This window comes from Pantoea sp. X-Soil-TKNS-1280, from assembly GCF_059730475.1.
Genome location: NZ_AP035962.1, coordinates 3,520,827 through 3,540,233, shown reverse-complemented (window position 1 = coordinate 3,540,233; position 19,407 = coordinate 3,520,827). Strand labels below are relative to the sequence as shown.

The 19,407-nt window shown below is 52.8% G+C and carries 21 protein-coding genes; 5 read left to right on the top strand and 16 right to left on the bottom strand.

The features are described from left to right. Nucleotides 1-96 precede the first annotated feature (96 nt). From trmB to AC6I8X_RS16330, 3 genes are all read left to right on the top strand, one after another. On the top strand, nt 97-816 hold the full coding sequence (trmB, locus tag AC6I8X_RS16340; protein WP_299459910.1) for a tRNA (guanosine(46)-N7)-methyltransferase TrmB: 720 nt from the start codon (nt 97-99) through the stop codon (nt 814-816). Continuing rightward, nucleotides 816-1,142, top strand: a complete 327-nt coding sequence (locus AC6I8X_RS16335; protein ID WP_299459913.1) for a YggL family protein — start codon at nt 816-818, stop codon at nt 1,140-1,142. The genes trmB and AC6I8X_RS16335 overlap by 1 nt, the downstream gene beginning before the upstream one ends. An 88-nt stretch (nt 1,143-1,230) precedes the next feature. Further along, entirely contained in the window at nt 1,231-1,947 is a 717-nt protein-coding gene (locus tag AC6I8X_RS16330; RefSeq protein ID WP_313685204.1) for a YggN family protein, read from the top strand. Nucleotides 1,948-1,979: 32 nt separating this feature from the next. Here AC6I8X_RS16330 and ulaA read toward each other — a convergent pair whose 3' ends face one another. From ulaA to tkt, 4 genes are all read right to left on the bottom strand, one after another. Beyond that, nucleotides 1,980-3,356 (bottom strand): PTS ascorbate transporter subunit IIC, encoded by a 1,377-nt coding sequence (ulaA, locus tag AC6I8X_RS16325; RefSeq protein WP_299459919.1) that lies wholly within the window; start codon nt 3,354-3,356, stop codon nt 1,980-1,982. Between the two features lie 99 nt (nt 3,357-3,455). Next, complete coding sequence (locus AC6I8X_RS16320) at nt 3,456-3,728, bottom strand: PTS sugar transporter subunit IIB (RefSeq protein WP_299459922.1); 273 nt, start codon at nt 3,726-3,728, stop codon at nt 3,456-3,458. A 46-nt stretch (nt 3,729-3,774) separates the two neighbouring features. Next, nucleotides 3,775-4,236, bottom strand: a complete 462-nt coding sequence (locus AC6I8X_RS16315) for a PTS sugar transporter subunit IIA (protein WP_313685222.1) — start codon at nt 4,234-4,236, stop codon at nt 3,775-3,777. Nucleotides 4,237-4,269: 33 nt separating this feature from the next. After that, the gene (gene tkt / locus AC6I8X_RS16310) at nt 4,270-6,264 is read right to left on the bottom strand and encodes a transketolase (RefSeq protein WP_313685210.1); all 1,995 of its coding nucleotides are present in this window, start codon (nt 6,262-6,264) and stop codon (nt 4,270-4,272) included. A 476-nt stretch (nt 6,265-6,740) separates the two neighbouring features. Between tkt and AC6I8X_RS16305 the strand changes: the two genes are divergently transcribed. After that, entirely contained in the window at nt 6,741-7,475 is a 735-nt protein-coding gene (locus AC6I8X_RS16305; protein WP_313685212.1) for a GntR family transcriptional regulator, read from the top strand. Nucleotides 7,476-7,505: 30 nt separating this feature from the next. Here AC6I8X_RS16305 and hemW read toward each other — a convergent pair whose 3' ends face one another. Genes hemW through AC6I8X_RS16285 form a run of 4 tightly spaced genes read right to left on the bottom strand, consistent with a single transcriptional unit; the run spans nt 7,506 to nt 10,526 of the window. After that, on the bottom strand, nt 7,506-8,645 hold the full coding sequence (gene hemW / locus AC6I8X_RS16300; RefSeq protein ID WP_084876596.1) for a radical SAM family heme chaperone HemW: 1,140 nt from the start codon (nt 8,643-8,645) through the stop codon (nt 7,506-7,508). Further along, nucleotides 8,638-9,231: an XTP/dITP diphosphatase gene (locus AC6I8X_RS16295; protein ID WP_313685215.1), complete on the bottom strand. Its 594-nt coding sequence runs from the start codon at nt 9,229-9,231 to the stop codon at nt 8,638-8,640. Before AC6I8X_RS16295 ends, hemW begins: the two co-directional genes overlap by 8 nt. Nucleotides 9,232-9,251: 20 nt before the next feature. Continuing rightward, nucleotides 9,252-9,806, bottom strand: coding sequence for a YggT family protein (locus AC6I8X_RS16290; RefSeq protein WP_021186199.1), 555 nt, complete (start codon nt 9,804-9,806; stop codon nt 9,252-9,254). A gap of 12 nt (nt 9,807-9,818) precedes the next feature. Beyond that, a complete protein-coding gene (locus AC6I8X_RS16285; RefSeq protein ID WP_084876594.1) occupies nt 9,819-10,526 on the bottom strand; it encodes a YggS family pyridoxal phosphate-dependent enzyme in 708 nt (235 codons plus the stop codon). A gap of 16 nt (nt 10,527-10,542) precedes the next feature. On the opposite strand from AC6I8X_RS16285, the gene AC6I8X_RS16280 reads away from it, so the two are divergent. Further along, entirely contained in the window at nt 10,543-11,535 is a 993-nt protein-coding gene (locus AC6I8X_RS16280) for a type IV pilus twitching motility protein PilT (RefSeq protein ID WP_497840116.1), read from the top strand. 4 nt (nt 11,536-11,539) lie between these two features. On the opposite strand, the gene ruvX is transcribed toward AC6I8X_RS16280, so the two are convergent. The 8 genes from ruvX to metK all read right to left on the bottom strand — a co-directional run bounded on the left by ruvX (nt 11,540) and on the right by metK (nt 18,863). Continuing rightward, entirely contained in the window at nt 11,540-11,956 is a 417-nt protein-coding gene (gene ruvX, locus AC6I8X_RS16275) for a Holliday junction resolvase RuvX (RefSeq protein WP_084876592.1), read from the bottom strand. Beyond that, the gene (locus AC6I8X_RS16270; protein ID WP_084878574.1) at nt 11,956-12,519 is read right to left on the bottom strand and encodes a YqgE/AlgH family protein; all 564 of its coding nucleotides are present in this window, start codon (nt 12,517-12,519) and stop codon (nt 11,956-11,958) included. The genes ruvX and AC6I8X_RS16270 overlap by 1 nt, the downstream gene beginning before the upstream one ends. Nucleotides 12,520-12,605: 86 nt before the next feature. Further along, nucleotides 12,606-13,550 carry a glutathione synthase gene (gshB, locus tag AC6I8X_RS16265; protein WP_013510368.1) on the bottom strand — a complete coding sequence of 315 codons (945 nt, stop codon included), beginning with the start codon at nt 13,548-13,550 and terminating at the stop codon, nt 12,606-12,608. A 61-nt stretch (nt 13,551-13,611) separates the two neighbouring features. Then, complete coding sequence (gene rsmE, locus AC6I8X_RS16260; RefSeq protein WP_497840115.1) at nt 13,612-14,343, bottom strand: 16S rRNA (uracil(1498)-N(3))-methyltransferase; 732 nt, start codon at nt 14,341-14,343, stop codon at nt 13,612-13,614. A gap of 74 nt (nt 14,344-14,417) precedes the next feature. After that, complete coding sequence (gene endA / locus AC6I8X_RS16255; protein WP_299459953.1) at nt 14,418-15,125, bottom strand: deoxyribonuclease I; 708 nt, start codon at nt 15,123-15,125, stop codon at nt 14,418-14,420. Between the two features lie 77 nt (nt 15,126-15,202). Beyond that, a complete protein-coding gene (locus tag AC6I8X_RS16250; RefSeq protein WP_497840114.1) occupies nt 15,203-15,715 on the bottom strand; it encodes a SprT family zinc-dependent metalloprotease in 513 nt (170 codons plus the stop codon). A gap of 99 nt (nt 15,716-15,814) precedes the next feature. Beyond that, the gene (locus tag AC6I8X_RS16245; RefSeq protein ID WP_313688680.1) at nt 15,815-17,209 is read right to left on the bottom strand and encodes a sugar porter family MFS transporter; all 1,395 of its coding nucleotides are present in this window, start codon (nt 17,207-17,209) and stop codon (nt 15,815-15,817) included. Between the two features lie 502 nt (nt 17,210-17,711). Beyond that, nucleotides 17,712-18,863: a methionine adenosyltransferase gene (gene metK, locus AC6I8X_RS16240; RefSeq protein ID WP_416411766.1), complete on the bottom strand. Its 1,152-nt coding sequence runs from the start codon at nt 18,861-18,863 to the stop codon at nt 17,712-17,714. Nucleotides 18,864-19,407 lie beyond the last annotated feature (544 nt).

The window sequence follows — 19,407 nt, the reverse complement described above, 5'->3', positions numbered from 1 at the left end:
TCAGGGTGTAAACCGGAAGATTGCAAAGGCTTGCTTCTGCTATTGAACTTTGCATAATGCGCGTTTCCCTGAACAGGCTAATCAACAGGCTTTGACATGATTAATGACGTCATCACCCCAGAATTTGATGAGAACGGACGGCCATTACGCCGTATCCGCAGTTTTGTGCGCCGCCAGGGGCGCTTAACCAAAGGACAGCAGCTGGCGCTCGATCAATACTGGCCGGAGATGGGCGTCGAGTATCAGCCGGAGCCGCTGGATTTGACCGGGCTCTTCGGACGCGAAGCACCTGTGGTACTGGAGATTGGCTTTGGTATGGGGGCATCGTTAGTGACGATGGCGAAAAATAACCCACACCAGAACTTTCTCGGTATTGAAGTGCATGCGCCGGGCGTCGGTGCCTGCCTGGGTTCAGCGAAAGAAGCGGGCGTGGAAAACCTGCGCGTGATGTGTCACGACGCGGTGGAAGTGCTGGAGAAGATGATCCCGGATAATTCGCTGCGCATGGTGCAGCTGTTCTTCCCGGATCCCTGGCATAAAGTGCGTCACAACAAGCGCCGTATCGTTCAGGTGCCGTTTGCCGAACTGGTGATGCGTAAGCTGAAGCTGGGGGGCGTTTTCCATATGGCAACCGACTGGGAAGCCTATGCACAGCACATGCTGGAAGTGATGAGCAGCATTGATGGTTATCACAACCAGTCAGCCAGCCATGATTACGTGCCGCGTCCGGAAACGCGTCCGTTAACCAAATTTGAGCAACGCGGGCAGCGACTGGGCCATGGCGTTTGGGATCTGATGTTTGAGAGGGTGAAATAATGGCCACACAGCGCAGCCGTCGTTTACGTAAGAAGTTGCATATTGATGAGTTTCAGGAACTGGGTTTCTCCGTTGCCTGGCGTTTTGCTGAAGGCACCAGTGAGGAGCAGATTGATAGCACGCTGGATGCGTTTATCAACGAAGCGATCGACCCGAATGGTCTGGCCTACGATGGCAGCGGCTACCTGGTATGGGAAGGGCTGGTATGCCTGCAACAGACCGGCAAATGCACCGATGAACATCGTGAGCTGGTTCGCAAATGGTTACAGGATCGTGGCCTGGCAGATGTGCAGGTGACTGAACTCTTTGATGTGTGGTGGGACTAAGAATCACATAAACGGTGCTCATCGGCACATCCTGTAACGGCGCAATGTATCGTGCCGTTACGGTTCACCCAGGGATGCAGGAGATTTCATGGTTCGTAAAGCGCTTCTCGCCGCGTTGTTGCTGGCGGCGACTCAGGCCCAGGCTGCGTATGAATGCAGCGTTAAGCCACAAGATGATGTGATTATTAAGCCGCAGAGCGTGCAGGTGGTGGGAGAAAACGGCAACCTCGAAATCTCGCCGCAGGGTGATGTGCAGTTCAATGGGCAGAAAGTGAGTGTCGATAACGCCACACGCCAGAAAGCGATCGACTATCAAAACGCCCTGCGTCGTGACTTACCCTGGATCGATCAGGGTGCGAGTTCCCGTCTGGAGCGCAGTCGTGTTGCCCTGGATCAGGTGATTGTCGAAAAGCTGGGACCAAACAGCAACGTGCGTAATCGCCTCAGCAAACTGGATGGTCAGCTGAAGCAGCAGATGAACCGGATTATTGAGCATCGTAGCGATGGTCTGACTTTCCATCATCAGGCAATTGATCAGGTACGTGCCGACGGTGAAAAACTGGTGCAAAGCACCATGGGTGGTATCCTGCAGGACAGCCTGAACGAGATGGGCAGCCAGCAGGCAGGCAGCGGCAATAACCCGTTGCAGGCTTTAGTCGGTAATCTCGGCGGCTTACAGCAGTCGATTCAAACCGAATGGAACAAGCAGGAGAAGGATTTTCAGAATTTTGGTCATGAGGTGTGTAATCGCGTGACTGACCTGGAAGGGCAGCGTAAAGGCCTGGTGCAGGGAATTAAAGGTTAAAAAAAGGGGCTGATTTCAGCCCCTGATTGTTTTTATTCGTTGTTCGCTTCTTTAGCCACCGTCTTATTGCTGGCGGCAAAGTTATAAATAACCAGCAGAGCAAAAATCCCGGTAATCACCATGGTGATGGTGCCTTTGTCCATATATCTGGCCATATTACCGAGGAGAATCCCCGTCACACCAAAATCCGTATCTGAGAAGGTGGTATTGGTTAAGCCCAGTGCACCCAGTACCGGTAATAACGCAACTGGCAGGAAGGTAATCAGCACGCCATGGGCAAATGCACCCAGCATCGCACCACGCTTGCCGCCTGTGGCGTTACCAAATACCCCGGCAGTAGCCCCGCAGAAAAAGTGCGGTACAACGCCCGGCAGAATTAATACCCATTTCAATTGGCCGAGGATAAATAATCCGACCAGGCCACCGACAAAGCTGGAGATAAAACCAACCAGCACTGCATTCGGCGCATAGGGAAAAACAATCGGGCAATCAAGTGCCGGACGGGCATTGGGCACCAGCTTTTCCGAAAATCCGGTAAACGCCGGTACAATCTCTGCCAGAATTAACCGCACACCCTGCAGAATAATAAATACACCGGCGGCGAAAGTAATGGCCTGTACGAATGAATAGACCAGGTAGTTCTGACCATGGCTGAAATGACTTTCCACATAGTCTTTGCCCGCAGAAGCAGACAAAATAAAGTAGATAATCATCATGGTCAGAGAAATTGAGATGGTGCTGTCGCGCAAAAAACTCAGGTTTTTCGGCATGTTCATCTCTTCGGTGGATTTTGATCCTTTACCGACCAGAGAACCAATCCAGCCTGACAGAACATAACCAACCGTACCGGTATGCGCCAGGGCTACCTGATCATGACCCACAATTTTACGCATATGCGGCTGGGCCAGCGCCGGGAAAAACGCCATCAGCATTCCGAGGGCGAGAGAACCGGTGTAAATAAGCTGCACACCCTCAAAACCGGCAACTGACAGAATAATGGCCACCATACAGGCCATATAAAAAGTAACATGGCCGGAAAGGTAGATATATTTCAGGCGGGTAAAACGGGCAACCACAATATTCGCCACCATGCCAAAAGCCATGATCAGCGTGGTCGGTGCACCGTATTTTTCCAGCGCAATCGAGACCATGGCCTCGTTGTTTGGAATAATACCTTGTACATCAAAAGCCTGCTTGAAGATGTCACCCAGCGGAGTCAGTGAACCGACCAGCACCGACGCACCACCTGCCAGCACTAAAAAGCCCAGAATAGTTTTTACCGTACCTTTAATTACATCCGGGAACGGTTTTCTTTGTGCGACGAGACCAAATAACGCCACTAATCCTACCAGGATTGAAGGCACTTTCAGCACGTCAACAACGACCAATAAAAGGTTTTGGATAAACATAATAACCTCAGCGGTAAGCGTTCTGTTTTATAGTCGTGATCATCCAGGTTGCATATTCCCTGGCTGCAACCTGAATGATTTAGGGTAGAAAAGTTTGAGTCAGGGTTTATTAAAATATTCGCGAATTTTCTGCTCAAGCTCTTTAATATCAATGATGTTGTTGATGATAATTACCTTGCCTTCAGGAAGATTGGCACTGTAGGCAATGTCTTTACCCATGACAAAAACATCCGCAACGTCGGGGGTTACTGAACCCAGGTCGGAATGTTCAACTTCCGCAGTGATGTCGATGGCTTTCAGCACTTTTTTAATGTTCATCTCCATCATAAAGCTGCTTCCCAGCCCTGAACCGCAAACCGCCATAATTTTCATTTCACACCTCTTGGTTTCTATTCTGAAATATATTCGTCATGCTTGTTTAATTAACAACGTTGTCTGTCAGTAACACCGCACGCAATTCTTCTTTACTGCGGGAGTTGAAGAATTGATTCATCTTGTCTTCATCTGAAAGGACTTCTGCCAGCTCTGAAATCATTTCAATATGACTATGACTATCTGCGGCTGAGAACATAAAAATAGCATCAACCGGATCGTTTTCATCAGCATCAAATTTGACGGGCGTCGCCAGTTTGATGATGGATAACCCGAGTTTATTCGCTCCCTGCTCCGGACGAGCATGCGGCATGGCTATCCGCGGGGCGATAACAAAGTAGGGGCCAATGTCCTCTTTTTGCTGAATGATGACATCAATGTATTGCTGAGAAATGGCACCTTCCTCCAACAGCGGACGTCCTGCTACCTGAATGGCCTCTTTCCAGTCGGAGACATTTTCCAGGTACTGGATCTTTTCATCATTCAGCCACTTTGACAGATTCGACATATCGTTTTCCTGCATTAAATACGTGTTCAGTGATTACTTCAGTAGGCTACGGGCGGATTCAAGTACGTTTTCTACCGTAAAGCCGAAATGTTTGAAAAGTACGTTTGCCGGAGCGGACTCACCGAAAGATTTCATCCCGATCACTTTGCCATCCAGACCGGTGTAGCGCTGCCAGAATCCCTCAATACTGGCTTCAACGGCCAGACGTTTACGCACGTCGTGCGGCAGTACCGATTCTTTATATTGCGCATCCTGCTGATCAAAGCGTTCGGTGCAGGGGATAGAAACCACCCGTACCTTGCGACCTTCCTGTAACAGAACTTTAGCGGCAGCGACCACCAGCTCGATTTCTGAACCTGATGAAATCAGCAACAGCTCGGGTTTGCCCTCGCAATCAAGCAGCACATATCCGCCGCGCGCAATATCAGCCAGTTGTGCCGCAGAGCGCGGTTGCTGCTCAAGCGGTTGCCGGGTCAGAATTAACGCACTGGGTCCGTTTTTACGTTCAATCGCCTGACGCCATGCCACTGCCACTTCGACCTGATCGCAACCGCGCCAGGTTTCCATATTGGGGGTCAGTCGCAGCGAGGCTAATTGTTCAACCGGTTGATGGGTAGGGCCATCTTCACCGAGGCCGATGGTGTCATGGCTATACACGAATACCGAACGGATCTTCATGAGTGCCGCCATACGCACCGCATTGCGGGCGTATTCCATAAACATCAGGAAGGTGCCGCCGTAAGGGATGAAGCCGCCATGCAGGGCCAGGCCATTCATAATGGCGGACATGCCGAACTCGCGCACGCCGTAGGAAATGTAATTGCCCGCCGGATTTTCAGCGCTGAAATCGACGGATTGCTGCTGTCTGGTCAGATTCGACGGTGACAGGTCTGCCGAACCGCCCAGCATTTCCGGCAGTAAATCGGCGAAATGATTCAGGCACTTCTGGCTGACCTGACGGGTTGCCAGGCTGGCTGGCGTCGCCTGTAATGCCGCGATATAGCCATCCATATCTTCCGCCCAGTTAGCCGGCAGATCGCCCTGCATACGGCGGGTAAACTCATCAGCGAGTTGCGGCCATTGCTGTTGATAAGCGGCAAACAGTTGATCCCATGCTTGTTGATTTTTTGCCCCTTGTTCGCGGGCATCCCAGGCCTGGTAGATCGAATCGGGAATTTCAAATGGCGCGTAGGGCCAGTTCAGTGTTTCACGCACCAGCGCGACTTCTGCGGTGCCAAGGGCGGAACCATGACAATCGTGGCTATTGGCTTTATTTGGTGAGCCAAAGCCGATGATGGTTTTGCAACATAACAGGCTGGGTTTGTCTGTGACCGCTTTGGCTTCACGCACCGCAGCATCAACAGCGGCGGCATTATGCCCATCGACACCCTCAATTACATGCCAGCCATAAGCGCGGAAACGTGCGGCGGTATCTTCGGAGAACCAGCCTTCGACATGACCATCAATAGAGATACCGTTGTCATCCCAGATGGCGATCAATTTGCCGAGTTGCAGAGTGCCCGCCAGGCCGCAGGCCTCATGGGAAATCCCTTCCATCAGGCAACCGTCACCTAAAAACAGCCAGGTGTAATGATCGACAACGGCAAAATCAGGTTTATTGAACTGAGCCGCCAGAGCTTTCTCGGCAATCGCCATGCCGACCGCATTCGCTACACCCTGACCGAGTGGCCCAGTGGTGGTCTCGACCCCTGGGGTATAGCCGTATTCAGGATGCCCTGGGGTGCGGGAATGGAGCTGGCGAAACTGGCGGATGTCCTCAATCGACAGATCGTAGCCAGTCAGATGCAGCAGGGAATAAAGCAGCATCGAGCCATGTCCGTTGGACTGAACATAACGGTCGCGATTGAACCACTGAGGATTTTTGGGGTTGTGGCGTAAATGGTGACGCCAGACAACTTCGGCAATATCCGCCATTCCCATCGGGGCACCAGGATGCCCTGAATTGGCCTTCTGGATCGCATCAATGCTGAGAAATCGAATCGCGTTTGCTAACTCTCTATTTACCATGAACTGATCTCGCTTTAGCTCTGTTTTATGCAGTAACCCGGACTCTTTACTGTTGGCCGTTAACGCTTCTGTGGCAAAAGATGTCCAGTCATTTATCCCTGAAACCTGATGGCTACTGCACCTGGTGTTGTGCGCGTAATCTTTTCTGTTTTTGTTGGTGTAGAACTATTTTTCAATAAAAATTGATATTAATTATATAGTTATATTTTATTCTGGAATTTTTCACCAATGCGCTGGTGTTGGTTATCAGGTATAGACATGTTTAATATGTCTAGTCATCTTGATAATGCACATGGACGTGTATAGATACAATATGTAAGATTGAAATCTGGCTGGACACCCTGAGATTGAGTGCAAATTCGTTAACTCGATCACATCCTGATGCGGTCAGACTGGCACTTAGAAAATAAACTCAGGCATACATGTGCACTCATGGCTCACGGAGCCAGAGCCTACTCTTATCGGGAACAACGTTGATGGTCGATGGCATTACTGAGAAGCAGAAAGAGGTTGTCGATTACATCCTCCGCAAGATTAAAGATGAAGGGCTTCTGCCTGGCGATAAACTCGATACCGAAATTGCGATCGCGAAAAACATCGGCATTACCCGTGCCACTGTGCGGGAAGCAACCCGTATTCTGATTGAGCAGCAGCGCATTTACCGGGTGAAAGGGTCTGGCCTTTTCGTGGGTTCTATTGGGAAAAGTAATCATTCTGGCCGCTTTCACGCCCTGTCACCTTTTGATTATCAGGCGCAGAAAAAGGGTTATAAAGGGATCAGAAAAGTCATTACCGCCAGCATCATCAAAGTGCCATCAGCGGATATGGCGCAGGCACTGCGCATTAAAAACAGCGACCAGGTGTACAAAATTGTTCGTCTGATGTGTTTTGATGATATTCCTGTCGCACTGGAACAGTGCCATCTGCCGGTAAGTATGTTTAGCAGCATGGAGTTCAGTAAGCTGGAAATATCTAAATACTCGTATATTGAACAAATTACGGGCAAGAAGGTTCAGCGCAGGGATCAGCATTTAAACGCAATTAACCTGACCAATCCAGAGCAGATTAATCTTCTGAAATTAAAAGAAAATGATGCAGTGCTGGAGATAGCGGAAACCGTCTATCTGGATGATGGTTCACCCTGTGAAGTGAATATTGCGTTAATCAATACGCATCTGCTGCAATTAAGACAGAATACTGAGCGGAATTAATAAAATGGCCCGGAATTATCCGGGCTATTTTTATTCTTCGGCTAAGAACAACTCCAGCAACGAATTAAGGAACAACTTGCCTTTTTCCGTAATCTGCCACTGTTGCTCCGTTTCAACCACGTATCCGGCCGCAATGGCTGCATCAATCTGCGGACGGATGATCGCCTCATCCAGCCCGGTATAGCGACGGAAGTCAGCACGCGGTGCCGCTTCCAGCAGACGGAAACGGTTCATAAAGAACTCGAAAGGTTTATCCGCATCCGCAACCTGATGCTGCTTATCCAGATAATTGCCCTTCATAAAGCCACGCGGATGGCGGGTTTTCACCGTACGCAGGATACTGCCATCCGGTTGCGTCAGCTTGCCGTGAGCACCACAACCAATGCCGAGGTAATCACCAAAGCGCCAGTAATTGAGGTTGTGCTCGCAACGGTAGCCAGGTTTCGCATAGGCGGAGGTTTCATATTGCTGATAACCGGCCGCCGTCAGCAGCTGATGGCCTTGTTCGAAGATATCCCACAGCGCGTCATCATCCGGCAGCACCGGGGGACGCGAACCAAACAGCGTATTTGGCTCGATGGTCAGCTGATACCACGACAGATGCGGCGGATTAAGCGCAATCGCCTGACGTAAATCGTCGAGCGCTTCCTCCAGCGACTGATCGGGCAGGCCGTGCATCAAATCGAGGTTAAAGCTGCGCAGGCCAAGCCCGGCGGCGAGATGGGCAGCGCGTTTCGCCTCTTCCGGGCCATGAATACGACCCAGGCGCTCCAGCTTCTGCGGGCTGAAACTCTGCACCCCAATCGAAATACGGTTGATTCCGGCCCGCTGGTAGCCGCTGAAACGATCGGCTTCGACCGTGCCGGGATTGGCTTCCATAGTGATTTCTGCGTCTGCTGCCAGCGGCAGCCGCGCACGCACACCATCCATCAGCATCTGCATGGCATTGCTGCTCAGCAGGCTGGGGGTGCCACCACCAATAAAAATGGTGCGAACTTCGCGTCCGCTGGTGAGCGGCAAATCCTGCTCCAGATCGTTCAGCAGGTGCTGCACATACTCGATGTGCGGCACCTCGCCTTTCAATGCATGAGAGTTGAAATCACAATAGGGGCACTTCTGTACACACCACGGAATGTGGATGTAAAGGCTTAACGGCGGTAAATCAGGCATTGCGCATCGCATCCAGTAACAGCGTCAATGCTTTGCCACGGTGAGAAACGGCGCGCTTTTCATCTTTACTCAGCTCCGCAGCCGTTTTGCCCAGTTCAGGGACATAGAAAATCGGATCGTAGCCAAAACCCCCCTGGCCTGCTGCGGCGCGGGTGATTTCGCCTGCCCAGCTGCCATGAAACACCAGCGGCGTAGGGTCTGCGGCATGGCGTACATACACCAGCACGCAATGGAACTGGGCCTGACGCTCGCCATCCGCGACGTTATCCAGTGCGACCAGCAGCTTCTCAAGATTCTGCTGATCGCTGGCTTCCAGGCCCGCGTAGCGCGCGGAGTAGATACCAGGAGCACCGCCGAGGGCATCAACCGCCAGACCGGAGTCATCCGCAATCGCGGGCAGGCCGGTGATTTGGGCAGCATGGCGCGCTTTCAGGATAGCGTTTTCGATAAAAGTCAGACCGGTTTCTTCCGCTGACTCCACGCCCAGCTCGGTTTGTGCCACGATATCGAGGCCAAAGGCCGACAGCAGGTCGGCCAGTTCACGAACTTTGCCCGGATTACCGGTGGCGAGAACAACTTTTTGCATAACAGTTCCAGATTAACGAATTACAGCAAGTACCAGAGACCCGGGAACAGGTCCATGCCGAGGAAATTCAGCGCATACAGCACCAGAATCACAATCATGGCAGAAAAATCGATGCCGCCCATCGCTGGCAGAATGCGACGAATCGGTGCCATCAGCGGTTCGGTCAGTTGAATCAATACATAATCAATCGGACCACGGCCCTGGCTGATCCAGCTCATCAGCGAACGGATGATGATCACCCAGAACACCAGATAACCGGCAGATTTCAGCAATGACAGCAATCCGACCAGCAGGTTGGTGGGATCGACTGAGAACACGCCGACCTGAATTAACAGCAGAATCGGGTATTTCAGGGTGGTCAGCACAAACGCCAGCAGCAGCGACGCGGTATCAATCGGCCCCAAAGCAGGCAGCACGCGGCGCAGCGGTTTGATGATCGGCTGGGTAATCTTCACGACAAACTGCGATAGCGGATTATAGAAGTCACAGCGTGACCACTGCATCCAGATACGCAGCAGTAATACCATCACGTACAGGTCGATCAGCGTTTTGACTAAAAACGTCATTGTTAACATGAGGTTCCTCAATTATTGTTGTGAAGTGCGCGCATAATCCCGCGCGCCAAATACGGCGGTGCCGATGCGCACCATGGTACTGCCTGCGGCGATGGCCGCTTCCATGTCGTCGCTCATTCCCAGAGAAAGCGTATCGACGCCAGGGTAATCCTGTTGCAAGGCACGAAACGCAGCAGCCATCTGCTGACATACTGCCAGTTGGCGATCGTAATCCTGCTCGGGGGCCGGAATCGCCATCAGACCGCGTAAACGCAGCTGCGGTAAAGCTGCGATCTCCTGCGCCAGCGTCGGCAGCGCATCCAGCATGATGCCAGATTTGCTGTTCTCGTCACTGATATTTACCTGAATTAACACATTAAGCGGCGGCAAATGTGCCGGGCGCTGGTCATTCAGACGCTGTGCGATGCGCAGTCGATCGACGGTGTGGCACCAGGCAAAATGCTCCGCCACCAGACGGCTCTTATTCGACTGCAACGGCCCGATGAAGTGCCATTGCAGATCAGGATGTGCGGCCAGCGCGGTGACTTTTTCAACCCCTTCCTGCACGTAATTTTCGCCGAATGCCCGTTGTCCGGCCGCTATCGCTTCTGCAACTGCGCTCACAGGTTTGGTTTTACTCACTGCAAGCAGCGTGATTTCTTCTGGCGCGCGTCCGCAACGCGCAGCGGCAGCGGCGATACGCTCGCGCACTTGCTGTAAGTTGTGCTCAATGGAAGTCATAGTCAGGAGAATTTCTATGGATTTGGATAAAGTTGTGGCCCTTAGTGTAAAGCATAACGCCGCCGATCTGCACCTTTGCAGCGGACATTTGCCACACTGGCGGCGTCAGGGCGTGCTGGAACCCATCCCCGAACAGGCGGTGCTGGACCCTCTATGGCTGGAAACCTTTATCACCCAGTGGCTGGATAGCGAGCAGCAGGCTCTGCTTAATGCGGAAGGCCATGTGGATTTCGCCATCACGCTGGCAAGTGGCGTGCGGCTACGCGCCAATCTGTTCCTGCAACGGCAGGGGGTATCGCTGGCGTTGCGTCTGATTGCCAGCCAGGTTCCCGAGCTTGCCAGCCTGCATTTACCACCGGTGGTTGAACAGCTGTTGCAGCTGGATGAGGGGCTGATATTAATTACCGGGGCCACCGGCAGCGGCAAATCCACTACCCTGGCGGCGCTGGTAGATAGCCTGAATCGCCATCAGGCGCGCCATATTCTGACGCTGGAAGATCCCATCGAGTTTGTCCACCACAGCCAGCGTTCGCTGATTCAGCAGCGGGAGGTGGGGGCGCACTGCGCCTCGTTTCGTCAGGGATTGAAAGCGGCGCTGCGTGAAGACCCGGATGTGATACTGCTGGGTGAGCTGCGCGATAGCGAAACCATTCGGCTGGCATTAACTGCAGCCGAAACCGGCCATCTGGTGCTGGCGACACTGCACACACGTGGGGCGACCCAGGCGGTAGACCGGCTGGTGGATGTGTTCCCTGCCGAGGAGAAGAACCTGGTTCGCAGCCAGCTGGCGGGCAGCCTGAAAGCGGTGCTGGCGCAACGGCTGGTGGCGGCGAAAAACGGGGGGCGGATTGGCTTATTTGAAGTGTTGGTGGCGACCCCGGCAGTGGCTAATCTGATTCGTGAGGGCAAAATGCATCAGCTGCCGGGCGTGCTGCAAACCGGCGCTCAGGCCGGGATGCAAACCTTTGCCCAGAGTGAGCAGGCACGGCGACAGCAGGGGGTAATCTGACGGATCAATGATTGTCGAACCAATCCTCAAGGATGATCACCGCCGATTGCGCATCAACCCGTCCTTTTTGCAGGGCGCGGTAGCCGCCACGCTCGAACAAACCGGCGCGCGCTTCAACGGTACTGAGGCGTTCATCCTGCAACTCGACGCGCACGCCAAACCGGCCATGCAGACGATTGGCAAATTTACGGGCGCGCGCTGTCAGTTCCTGTTCGGTGCCATCCATATTTAACGGCAGCCCAACGACCACGTAATCGGGCTGCCACTCTTTCAGCAGACGTTCGATCTGATTCCAGTCCGGCGTGCCGTCCTGTGCTTTTAACGCGGTCAGCGCGCGTGCGGTTCCCGTCAGCTGTTGGCCGACGGCTACACCGATGCTTTTGGTGCCGAAATCAAAGCCCAGCAGTGTTTCACTGGCCATCAGGCGTGCCCTGCATCGTTGGTCATATTATGGATATCCACACCCAGGCATTTAGCGGCTTCACGCCAACGCTCCGCGATCGGTGTCTGGAACAGGATATTGGTGGAAGCTGGCGTCGTCAGCCACGCATTTTCCAGCAATTCGTTTTCCAGTTGATCCTTCTCCCAGGCACAGTAACCCAGCGCTACCAGCACGTTCTCCGGCTGGGAGGTGCTGCCAATGGCTTCCAGCACATCTCGTGAAGTGGTAATCACGGTGGTGTCGGAGATGCGGATGCTGGATGAATAGATGCGCTGAGCAGAGTGCAGAATAAAGCCGCGGTCCTCCGCCAGCGGGCCGCCAGCGAATACCGGTTTATCCAGCCTGATGGCCGGATCACGATCTGATGGGCTGATTTTGAGCTTTTTAAGGATGCCTTCAACCGTCAGATTATCCATTGGCTTATTGATGATTAAGCCCATGGCACCGTCTTCGTTATGCTCGCAAATGTAGACCACCGAGCGTTTGAAGAAGGGATCCTGTAGGGATGGCATCGCAATCAAAAAATGATGCTGTAAATTCATTCTCACTCGTATACCAAAAATAACCGGCATTGCCGCAGCAATACCGGTATTGGGTGGTTCATGGAGCACAGGCTCCGGCGGCATCCTTAGCCCAGACGTTTCTCAATCGCATCCATCAGCATACCGGTGATGGAGATCGGGAAGGCGGCTTCAATTTCACGCACGCAGGTCGGGCTGGTTACGTTCACTTCAGTCAGTTTATCACCGATGATATCGAGACCGACAAAAATCAACCCTTTTGCTTTCAGCGTGGGGCCAACACGACGGGCAATTTCCCAGTCGCTGTCGCTCAGCGGGCGTGCTTCGCCACGTCCACCTGCCGCGAGGTTACCACGGGTTTCTCCACCCTGCGGGATGCGCGCCAGGCAGTAGGGGACGGGTTCACCATCCACGACCAGTACACGTTTATCACCGTCTTTAATCGCTGGCAGGTAATTTTGTGCCATGCAGAAGTTCTGGCCGTGGTTGGTCAGGGTTTCGGTGATCACGCCAAAGTTAGGATCATCCTGCTTCACGCGGAAGATCGATGCGCCGCCCATGCCGTCCAGCGGTTTCAGGATCACATCACCGTGTTCCTGCCAGAACGCGCGCAGTTTCTCTTTGCTGCGGGTAACCAGGGTGTCCGGGGTTAAATCAGCAAACCAGGCGGTGTACAGTTTTTCGTTACAGTCGCGCAGGCTCTGCGGTTTGTTAACGATCAGCGTGCCTTGTTCTTCCGCGCGTTCCAGCAGATAGGTTGCGTAGATGAACTCGGTATCAAACGGCGGATCTTTGCGCATCAGCACCACGTTGAGATCGGCCAGTTTGATCTCCTGCTCGCTGCCAAATTCGTACCATTTGTCGTAGTTTTGTTCCACGCTGAGCAGGCGCGTGCGCGCATAAGTGACGCCGCCGCGCAGGGAGAGATCGTTCATCTCCATGTAGTGAATTTCGTAACCACGGCGCTGTGCTTCCAGCAACATGGCGAAGCTGGTGTCTTTTTTAATGTTGATGGACGAAATCGGGTCCATAACGATGCCAAGCTTAATCATTATTCTCTCCTCAAAGGGGGAATCAGCTACCCCTGCCTAGTCTGTAACCCGCAAGTATCCCTTAACCGAGGTCACCAAACCTCACCTGAAGTGCCGTAATGGCGGTGAGAGCGGTAGTTTCGGTGCGCAGCACGCGTGGTCCCAGCAGAATATCGGTAAAACCATGCTGCGACGTCATGCTAATTTCGTCTGATGACAGGCCACCTTCCGGGCCAATCAGCAGACGGATGCGTTCCACCGGCAGCGGCAGCGTGTTGATACTGTGGCTGGCGCGCGGGTGCAAATTAAGTTTTAGACCCTCATCCGCTTCAGCGCACCACGCCTCCAGCGTCATCGCTGCCCGAATTTCCGGCACACGATTACGGCCGCACTGCTCGCAGGCGGCAATTGCGATTTTCTGCCATTGCTGAATTTTCTTCGCCAGACGCTCTGCATCCAGCTTTACGCCGCAGCGTTCAGAAAACAAGGGCGTAATGACGTTGACGCCAAGCTCGATCGATTTTTGGATAGTGAATTCCATCTTTTCACCACGCGACATCACCTGGCCGAGATGCAGGTGCAGCGGTGATTCGCGATCGTCCAGTTGGCTGGTAAGGACTCTTACTTGTACACGCTTTTTATCGGCTTGGGTGATTTCGCCAGCAAAAGTCAGATTACTGCCATCAAACATCTCAAGGCGCTGGCCGGTACTCATGCGCAGCACGCGCCCGACGTGGTTGGCGGCGTCTTCGTCGAGGAAAATCTCACTGTCCACAGTCAGTGATTCGGGGTGAAAAATGCGAGGTATACGCATTGGGTTCCTGCCAGCGTTAATGCCGTGCCTCAGGCACGGCCCAATCGGAAAACCGCTAGTTTAGGGTAGCGCTTTTAGCGCTGGCAAGCCTGAAGCACATAAGGATTATGATTACCCTGGACTTTGGCAATGCGGTTATCGCGTTCGCACTCCCACGGCGTTACCGGATATTGCTTATCCCAGGCGGTAAACAGCTGAGTTTGCTGGCGTGACAGACTCAGGTGATATTGATCGCGCATATAGAAGTAGGTGCGGGCAATCGCGCCACGGGCGCGTTCCGGCGGCTGCGCCAGCTTCTGTTTGAAATCAATCTTCATGCTGCACTGACCATAAGGTTGATCACCACCGTTCCACTGGCTGTACTGAAAATTGCCACGGTCGCCGTTCACTTCACCAATCGCCGGTTGCAGGTTATGCAGATCGCTCTCAATCCGGCGGTAGTCGGCATCTTTGCTGCAATTCTTACGGCCGCCGTTCTGCCAGCATTGACGCTGATGGCCGAACTCCCAGGCTGGCATCACATGTTCCCATTCAATGCGCTCTGCACGATTGGCATTTTTACGCACGCTATAACCGCAACTGCTCAGGTCTGGCACGCCTTTTTTGCCGTGCCAGTTAATTTTGCAGCCACAATAGAAACTGCCGGGGGCATCGGCATTGATATAAGCCGCGTATTCTTTGGCTTGCTGGAAGTTGTTCTGATGATAATTGTTGAGGTTAAGGCTATACGCGCTAAGCGGCGCGACTAACAAGGTCAGGGCGATAATAATTTTGCGAGACATATTCCAAAAATTAACCTGGTGCGAAAAAAGGCGGCAGGTTAGCAGAATGCTGGCGGGGGTGAAATGGGATAATCAGACTAACTTGTTGTAAATTCACCGGGTTGCAGCAACGTGCCGCAATGGACGCAGCGATATTCACTTTCGCCGCGCAGCACACGATTGTGGCGACGCACGGTTAACTGATGTTGCTGGCAACCGCAGCGGTAGGGGAAAGTCTGGCTGCGAACGGAGTCGATTTCAAACTGGTGGGTGCGACGTGCCGCAACGCCCAGCACGTTTTCCATCATCCATTTCCACTCTTTGCCGTGTGGTGCAACGCGACCGAAGGTTTTCCATACCAGCAGGTGCGCCAGCTCGTGAGGGACGACTTCATCAATAAATGCCTGCTGATTTTCCAGCAGTAATACCGGATTGAGGCGAATTTCCCACTTTTCCAGCCAGGCGGTTCCCGCCGCGGTGCCGCGTTGCTGATAGATCAGTTTGGGTTCGGGATAGCTGCGTTCCAGCCGCTCGTTAGCCAGTTGCAGGAACTGGCGCAGTGAGCGCATGACGGCTTGTTGGATAGCGATAGGCAGGCGGGGTGTTTTCATGTCGGCCAGCATAAGATGTTGCGCCAGGGAACTCAACCGTTGCGGGGCGGGTAATAAAAAAGGGCTGCCAGCTGGCAGCCCTTGTGCGTTATATCTCGATCACTGCTGACCGATTTCGCGCAGTTTTTTGCCCGACAGCAGGTTACGTTCGATGTGCTCCAGTGAGACGTTTTTGGTCTCCGGAATCAGCACCAGTGTCAGCAGGATAAAGAACACGTTCAGTCCCGCGTAAACCCAGAAGGTCGGTGCGTTGCCCAGCGAGTTCAGCATCGTCAGGAAGGTTGCGCCGACAATCATGTTGGCAATCCAGTTGGTGGCGGTTGAGACGGTGATACCAAAGTCACGACCTTTCAGCGGCTGGATTTCAGAGCACAGTACCCAAATCAGCGGGCCGGCACTCATGGCAAAACCAACGATAAACATCAGCAGCATAGCAACCGCAAAGTATTGCGCACCTTCGGAGTGAATACCCACGTGCAGCATGGAACCGAGGATACCCATACCGGCCGCCATCACCAGGAAGCCCAGTACCAGCGTCGGTTTACGACCCCAGCGATCCACCAGGCCGATAGCGATAAAGGTTGCCAGTACGTTCACCAGACCGACAATCACCGTGCCCCACATTTGCTGCGTGGTGTTGGCAAAACCAGCGATTTCAAAGATTTTTGGCGCGTAGTACATGATGACGTTCATGCCGGTGAATTGCTGCATCACCTGCAACAGCACGCCGAGGAACACTGCGCGACGGAAGTTGCTATTGCTCTGGAACAGCTGCCAGCCTGACTGTTTGATCTTCAGACTTTCACGGATTTCATCCAGCTCACGTTTCGCCTGCTCGCTGGTATCACGCAGACGATCCAGTACGCGCTGTGCATCGCGGAAGTTACCTTTTGCCGCCAGCCAGCGTGGGCTGTTTGGCAGGAACACCACGCCGACCAGCAGCAGAATCGCCGGAATGGTGATCACGCCCAGCATCCAGCGCCATGCGCCAGCATCACTGAACGCGGTATCGGACAGGTAAGCCGCCAGAATACCGATGGTGATCATCAGCTGATACAGAGAAATCATGCTGCCACGGATTTTTTCCGGTGCGATTTCAGAGAGATACAACGGCGCGGTGTAAGATGCCACACCTACCGCCAGACCCAGAACCACACGGGCAACAATCAACATTTCCGGGTTAGGTGCAAAGGCTGACCAGAGGGAGCCAATGACAAACAAAATGGCACCGGCCATCAGGCTTTTTTTACGGCCCAGTTGTGATGACATCCAACCGCTACCGATGGCACCCACCGCTGCACCAAACATCATGGAGCTGACGATCCACTCCTGCTGATGGGCGGTTACGTTAAAGTCTTTAGCGATAAAGGGCAGGGCACCTGCGATAACGCCGATATCCAACCCGAACAGCAGGCCGGCCAGGGCCGCGAGAAAGCAGACAAACAAGGTCATCGCCTTATTCGAGGTTCTGCTTTTATGAGTATTGCCAGGCATATTGCCTCCAAAATTATCCATCGTTGTTTTTATCAATGTTAAGGAACCTGCTTCCGGGAAAAAGTGAGGGCGATCACATGAATGTAATCGGTTACACACACTGAAACCCTGTAATTCAGCATTTTTTACCCGAAATGGTTCAGTAACCAGTAAGGTATAGCACCCGTTAAGTTTCTGACATCATTCTAAATATCGGCTATCAGACGACGCTGAAAATAACGCATTTTTACTGGAATGACTACGCTGCAAAATTCCTAAATGACAGATATTTAAAGCGTTTCAAAATGTAATCGTTAACATTTTGTTGTGAACAGGATGTTGGAAGTGTAGACGGCATGAAAAAGTGTGCCTGGCGAAAGGTGGGAAATAAAAAACTGTACAAAACGTGGCGGTGCGATTTATCTCGCGAGTGGGTAAAAAATCACGCGATAAAATGCATCTCTGCAGAAATGAATCAGGGAGGCCAGAGCCTCCCTGATTTTGTCGCCTGTGGGCCTAAAACTTACAGGCCGGCAGCTTCACGCAGCTGTGCGGCTTTGTCGGTTTTTTCCCACGGGAAGTGTTCGCGACCAAAGTGACCGTAAGCAGCAGTCTCTTTGTAGATCGGTTTTAACAGATCCATCATCTGAATCAGACCGTAAGGACGCAGGTCGAAGAACTCGCGTACCAGCAGGGTCAGCTGTTCAGTTGCCACTTTCTCGGTACCGAAGGTTTCCACCATGATGGAGGTCGGTTCGGCCACGCCGATCGCGTAGGAAACCTGGATCTCACAACGGTCAGCCAGACCGGCCGCAACGATGTTTTTCGCCACATAACGCGCAGCGTAAGCCGCAGAACGGTCAACTTTTGATGGATCTTTACCGGAGAATGCACCGCCACCGTGACGCGCCATACCGCCGTAGGTATCAACGATGATTTTACGACCAGTCAGACCACAGTCACCCATCGGGCCACCGATAACGAAACGGCCAGTCGGGTTGATATGGTACTTGGTGCTGGCGTTGATCCACTCAGTCGGCAGAACCGGCTTGATGATCTCTTCCATCACGGCTTCACGCAGGTCAGCCTGAGAAATATCTTCAGCATGCTGAGTTGACAGGACTACAGCGTCGATACCGACAATCTTGCCGCCATCGTACTGGAAAGTGATCTGGCTTTTCGCATCCGGACGCAGCCACGGCAGGGTGCCATTTTTACGCACTTCAGCCTGACGCTGTACCAGACGGTGCGCATAGGTTACCGGCGCAGGCATCAGCACATCAGTTTCGTTGGTGGCGTAGCCAAACATCAGGCCCTGGTCACCGGCTCCCTGCTCCAGCGGATCGGTACGATCAACGCCCTGGTTGATGTCAGGGGATTGTTTACCGATGGCGCTCAGTACCGCACAGGAATTGGCATCAAAGCCCATATCGGAATGAACATAGCCGATTTCACGAACGGTATTACGGGTGATCTCTTCGATATCGACCCATGCGCTGGTGGTGATTTCACCGCCAACCAGCACCATACCGGTTTTCACGTATGTTTCGCAGGCCACGCGTGCTTTCGGATCCTGTTCAAGGATGGCGTCCAACACGGCGTCAGAAATTTGGTCAGCGATTTTATCAGGATGTCCTTCTGATACGGACTCAGACGTAAAAAGGTGTTTAGCCATTCTGTTCTTTACCTTACAAATGGTTTGAATTCGACTGCGTAGCGTAAGCAAGGCCAGCCTGGAAGTTAATTAACCAGTATAGATGGATGAGCATCTGGATGGCTATTCTAGGTTACTCACTGAGCGAATTACCAGCCCTTTTTCTGTTTCCGCATTTTACGCAACAGCAGAACTGGCAAATTTTCCTGACACAGATGCCCGCTACAGTCAGGGTATCGGCCGGTTACATGAAAGCTTTTGCAATTTTACGCGTCAGGCTGTATAAATCGCCGCTGCTGTCGACCACAGCCCAAAAGGATGACGCCGCCGTGCGTCGCGCTCGTCAGATATGTCTATATATATCTGGCTTTCACCCAGGCCGTTTACCGCATGTTTTCCCCATGCGTTGGAGGTGATTAAAGTAATGAACCCATCTTTCTCTTTATACGGTTCACTGCGTTCAGCGTGCGCGCTGGCCATCCTTCCCATTTCCATTTCTGTTTTACTCTCCAGTCGAAGTTTTGTTCGTTGCGGTAATTATCCCGACACGAGCGCCGGCTAAACT

Coding starts and splice junctions, on each gene's coding strand:
- trmB (WP_299459910.1), top strand. CDS start 97: ATGATTAATGACGTCATCACCCCAGAATTTGATGAGAACGGACGGCCA.
- AC6I8X_RS16335 (WP_299459913.1), top strand. CDS start 816: ATGGCCACACAGCGCAGCCGTCGTTTACGTAAGAAGTTGCATATTGAT.
- AC6I8X_RS16330 (WP_313685204.1), top strand. CDS start 1,231: ATGGTTCGTAAAGCGCTTCTCGCCGCGTTGTTGCTGGCGGCGACTCAG.
- ulaA (WP_299459919.1), bottom strand. CDS start 3,356: ATGTTTATCCAAAACCTTTTATTGGTCGTTGTTGACGTGCTGAAAGTG.
- AC6I8X_RS16320 (WP_299459922.1), bottom strand. CDS start 3,728: ATGAAAATTATGGCGGTTTGCGGTTCAGGGCTGGGAAGCAGCTTTATG.
- AC6I8X_RS16315 (WP_313685222.1), bottom strand. CDS start 4,236: ATGTCGAATCTGTCAAAGTGGCTGAATGATGAAAAGATCCAGTACCTG.
- tkt (WP_313685210.1), bottom strand. CDS start 6,264: ATGGTAAATAGAGAGTTAGCAAACGCGATTCGATTTCTCAGCATTGAT.
- AC6I8X_RS16305 (WP_313685212.1), top strand. CDS start 6,741: ATGGTCGATGGCATTACTGAGAAGCAGAAAGAGGTTGTCGATTACATC.
- hemW (WP_084876596.1), bottom strand. CDS start 8,645: ATGCCTGATTTACCGCCGTTAAGCCTTTACATCCACATTCCGTGGTGT.
- AC6I8X_RS16295 (WP_313685215.1), bottom strand. CDS start 9,231: ATGCAAAAAGTTGTTCTCGCCACCGGTAATCCGGGCAAAGTTCGTGAA.
- AC6I8X_RS16290 (WP_021186199.1), bottom strand. CDS start 9,806: ATGTTAACAATGACGTTTTTAGTCAAAACGCTGATCGACCTGTACGTG.
- AC6I8X_RS16285 (WP_084876594.1), bottom strand. CDS start 10,526: ATGACTTCCATTGAGCACAACTTACAGCAAGTGCGCGAGCGTATCGCC.
- AC6I8X_RS16280 (WP_497840116.1), top strand. CDS start 10,543: ATGGATTTGGATAAAGTTGTGGCCCTTAGTGTAAAGCATAACGCCGCC.
- ruvX (WP_084876592.1), bottom strand. CDS start 11,956: ATGGCCAGTGAAACACTGCTGGGCTTTGATTTCGGCACCAAAAGCATC.
- AC6I8X_RS16270 (WP_084878574.1), bottom strand. CDS start 12,519: ATGAATTTACAGCATCATTTTTTGATTGCGATGCCATCCCTACAGGAT.
- gshB (WP_013510368.1), bottom strand. CDS start 13,550: ATGATTAAGCTTGGCATCGTTATGGACCCGATTTCGTCCATCAACATT.
- rsmE (WP_497840115.1), bottom strand. CDS start 14,343: ATGCGTATACCTCGCATTTTTCACCCCGAATCACTGACTGTGGACAGT.
- endA (WP_299459953.1), bottom strand. CDS start 15,125: ATGTCTCGCAAAATTATTATCGCCCTGACCTTGTTAGTCGCGCCGCTT.
- AC6I8X_RS16250 (WP_497840114.1), bottom strand. CDS start 15,715: ATGAAAACACCCCGCCTGCCTATCGCTATCCAACAAGCCGTCATGCGC.
- AC6I8X_RS16245 (WP_313688680.1), bottom strand. CDS start 17,209: ATGCCTGGCAATACTCATAAAAGCAGAACCTCGAATAAGGCGATGACC.
- metK (WP_416411766.1), bottom strand. CDS start 18,863: ATGGCTAAACACCTTTTTACGTCTGAGTCCGTATCAGAAGGACATCCT.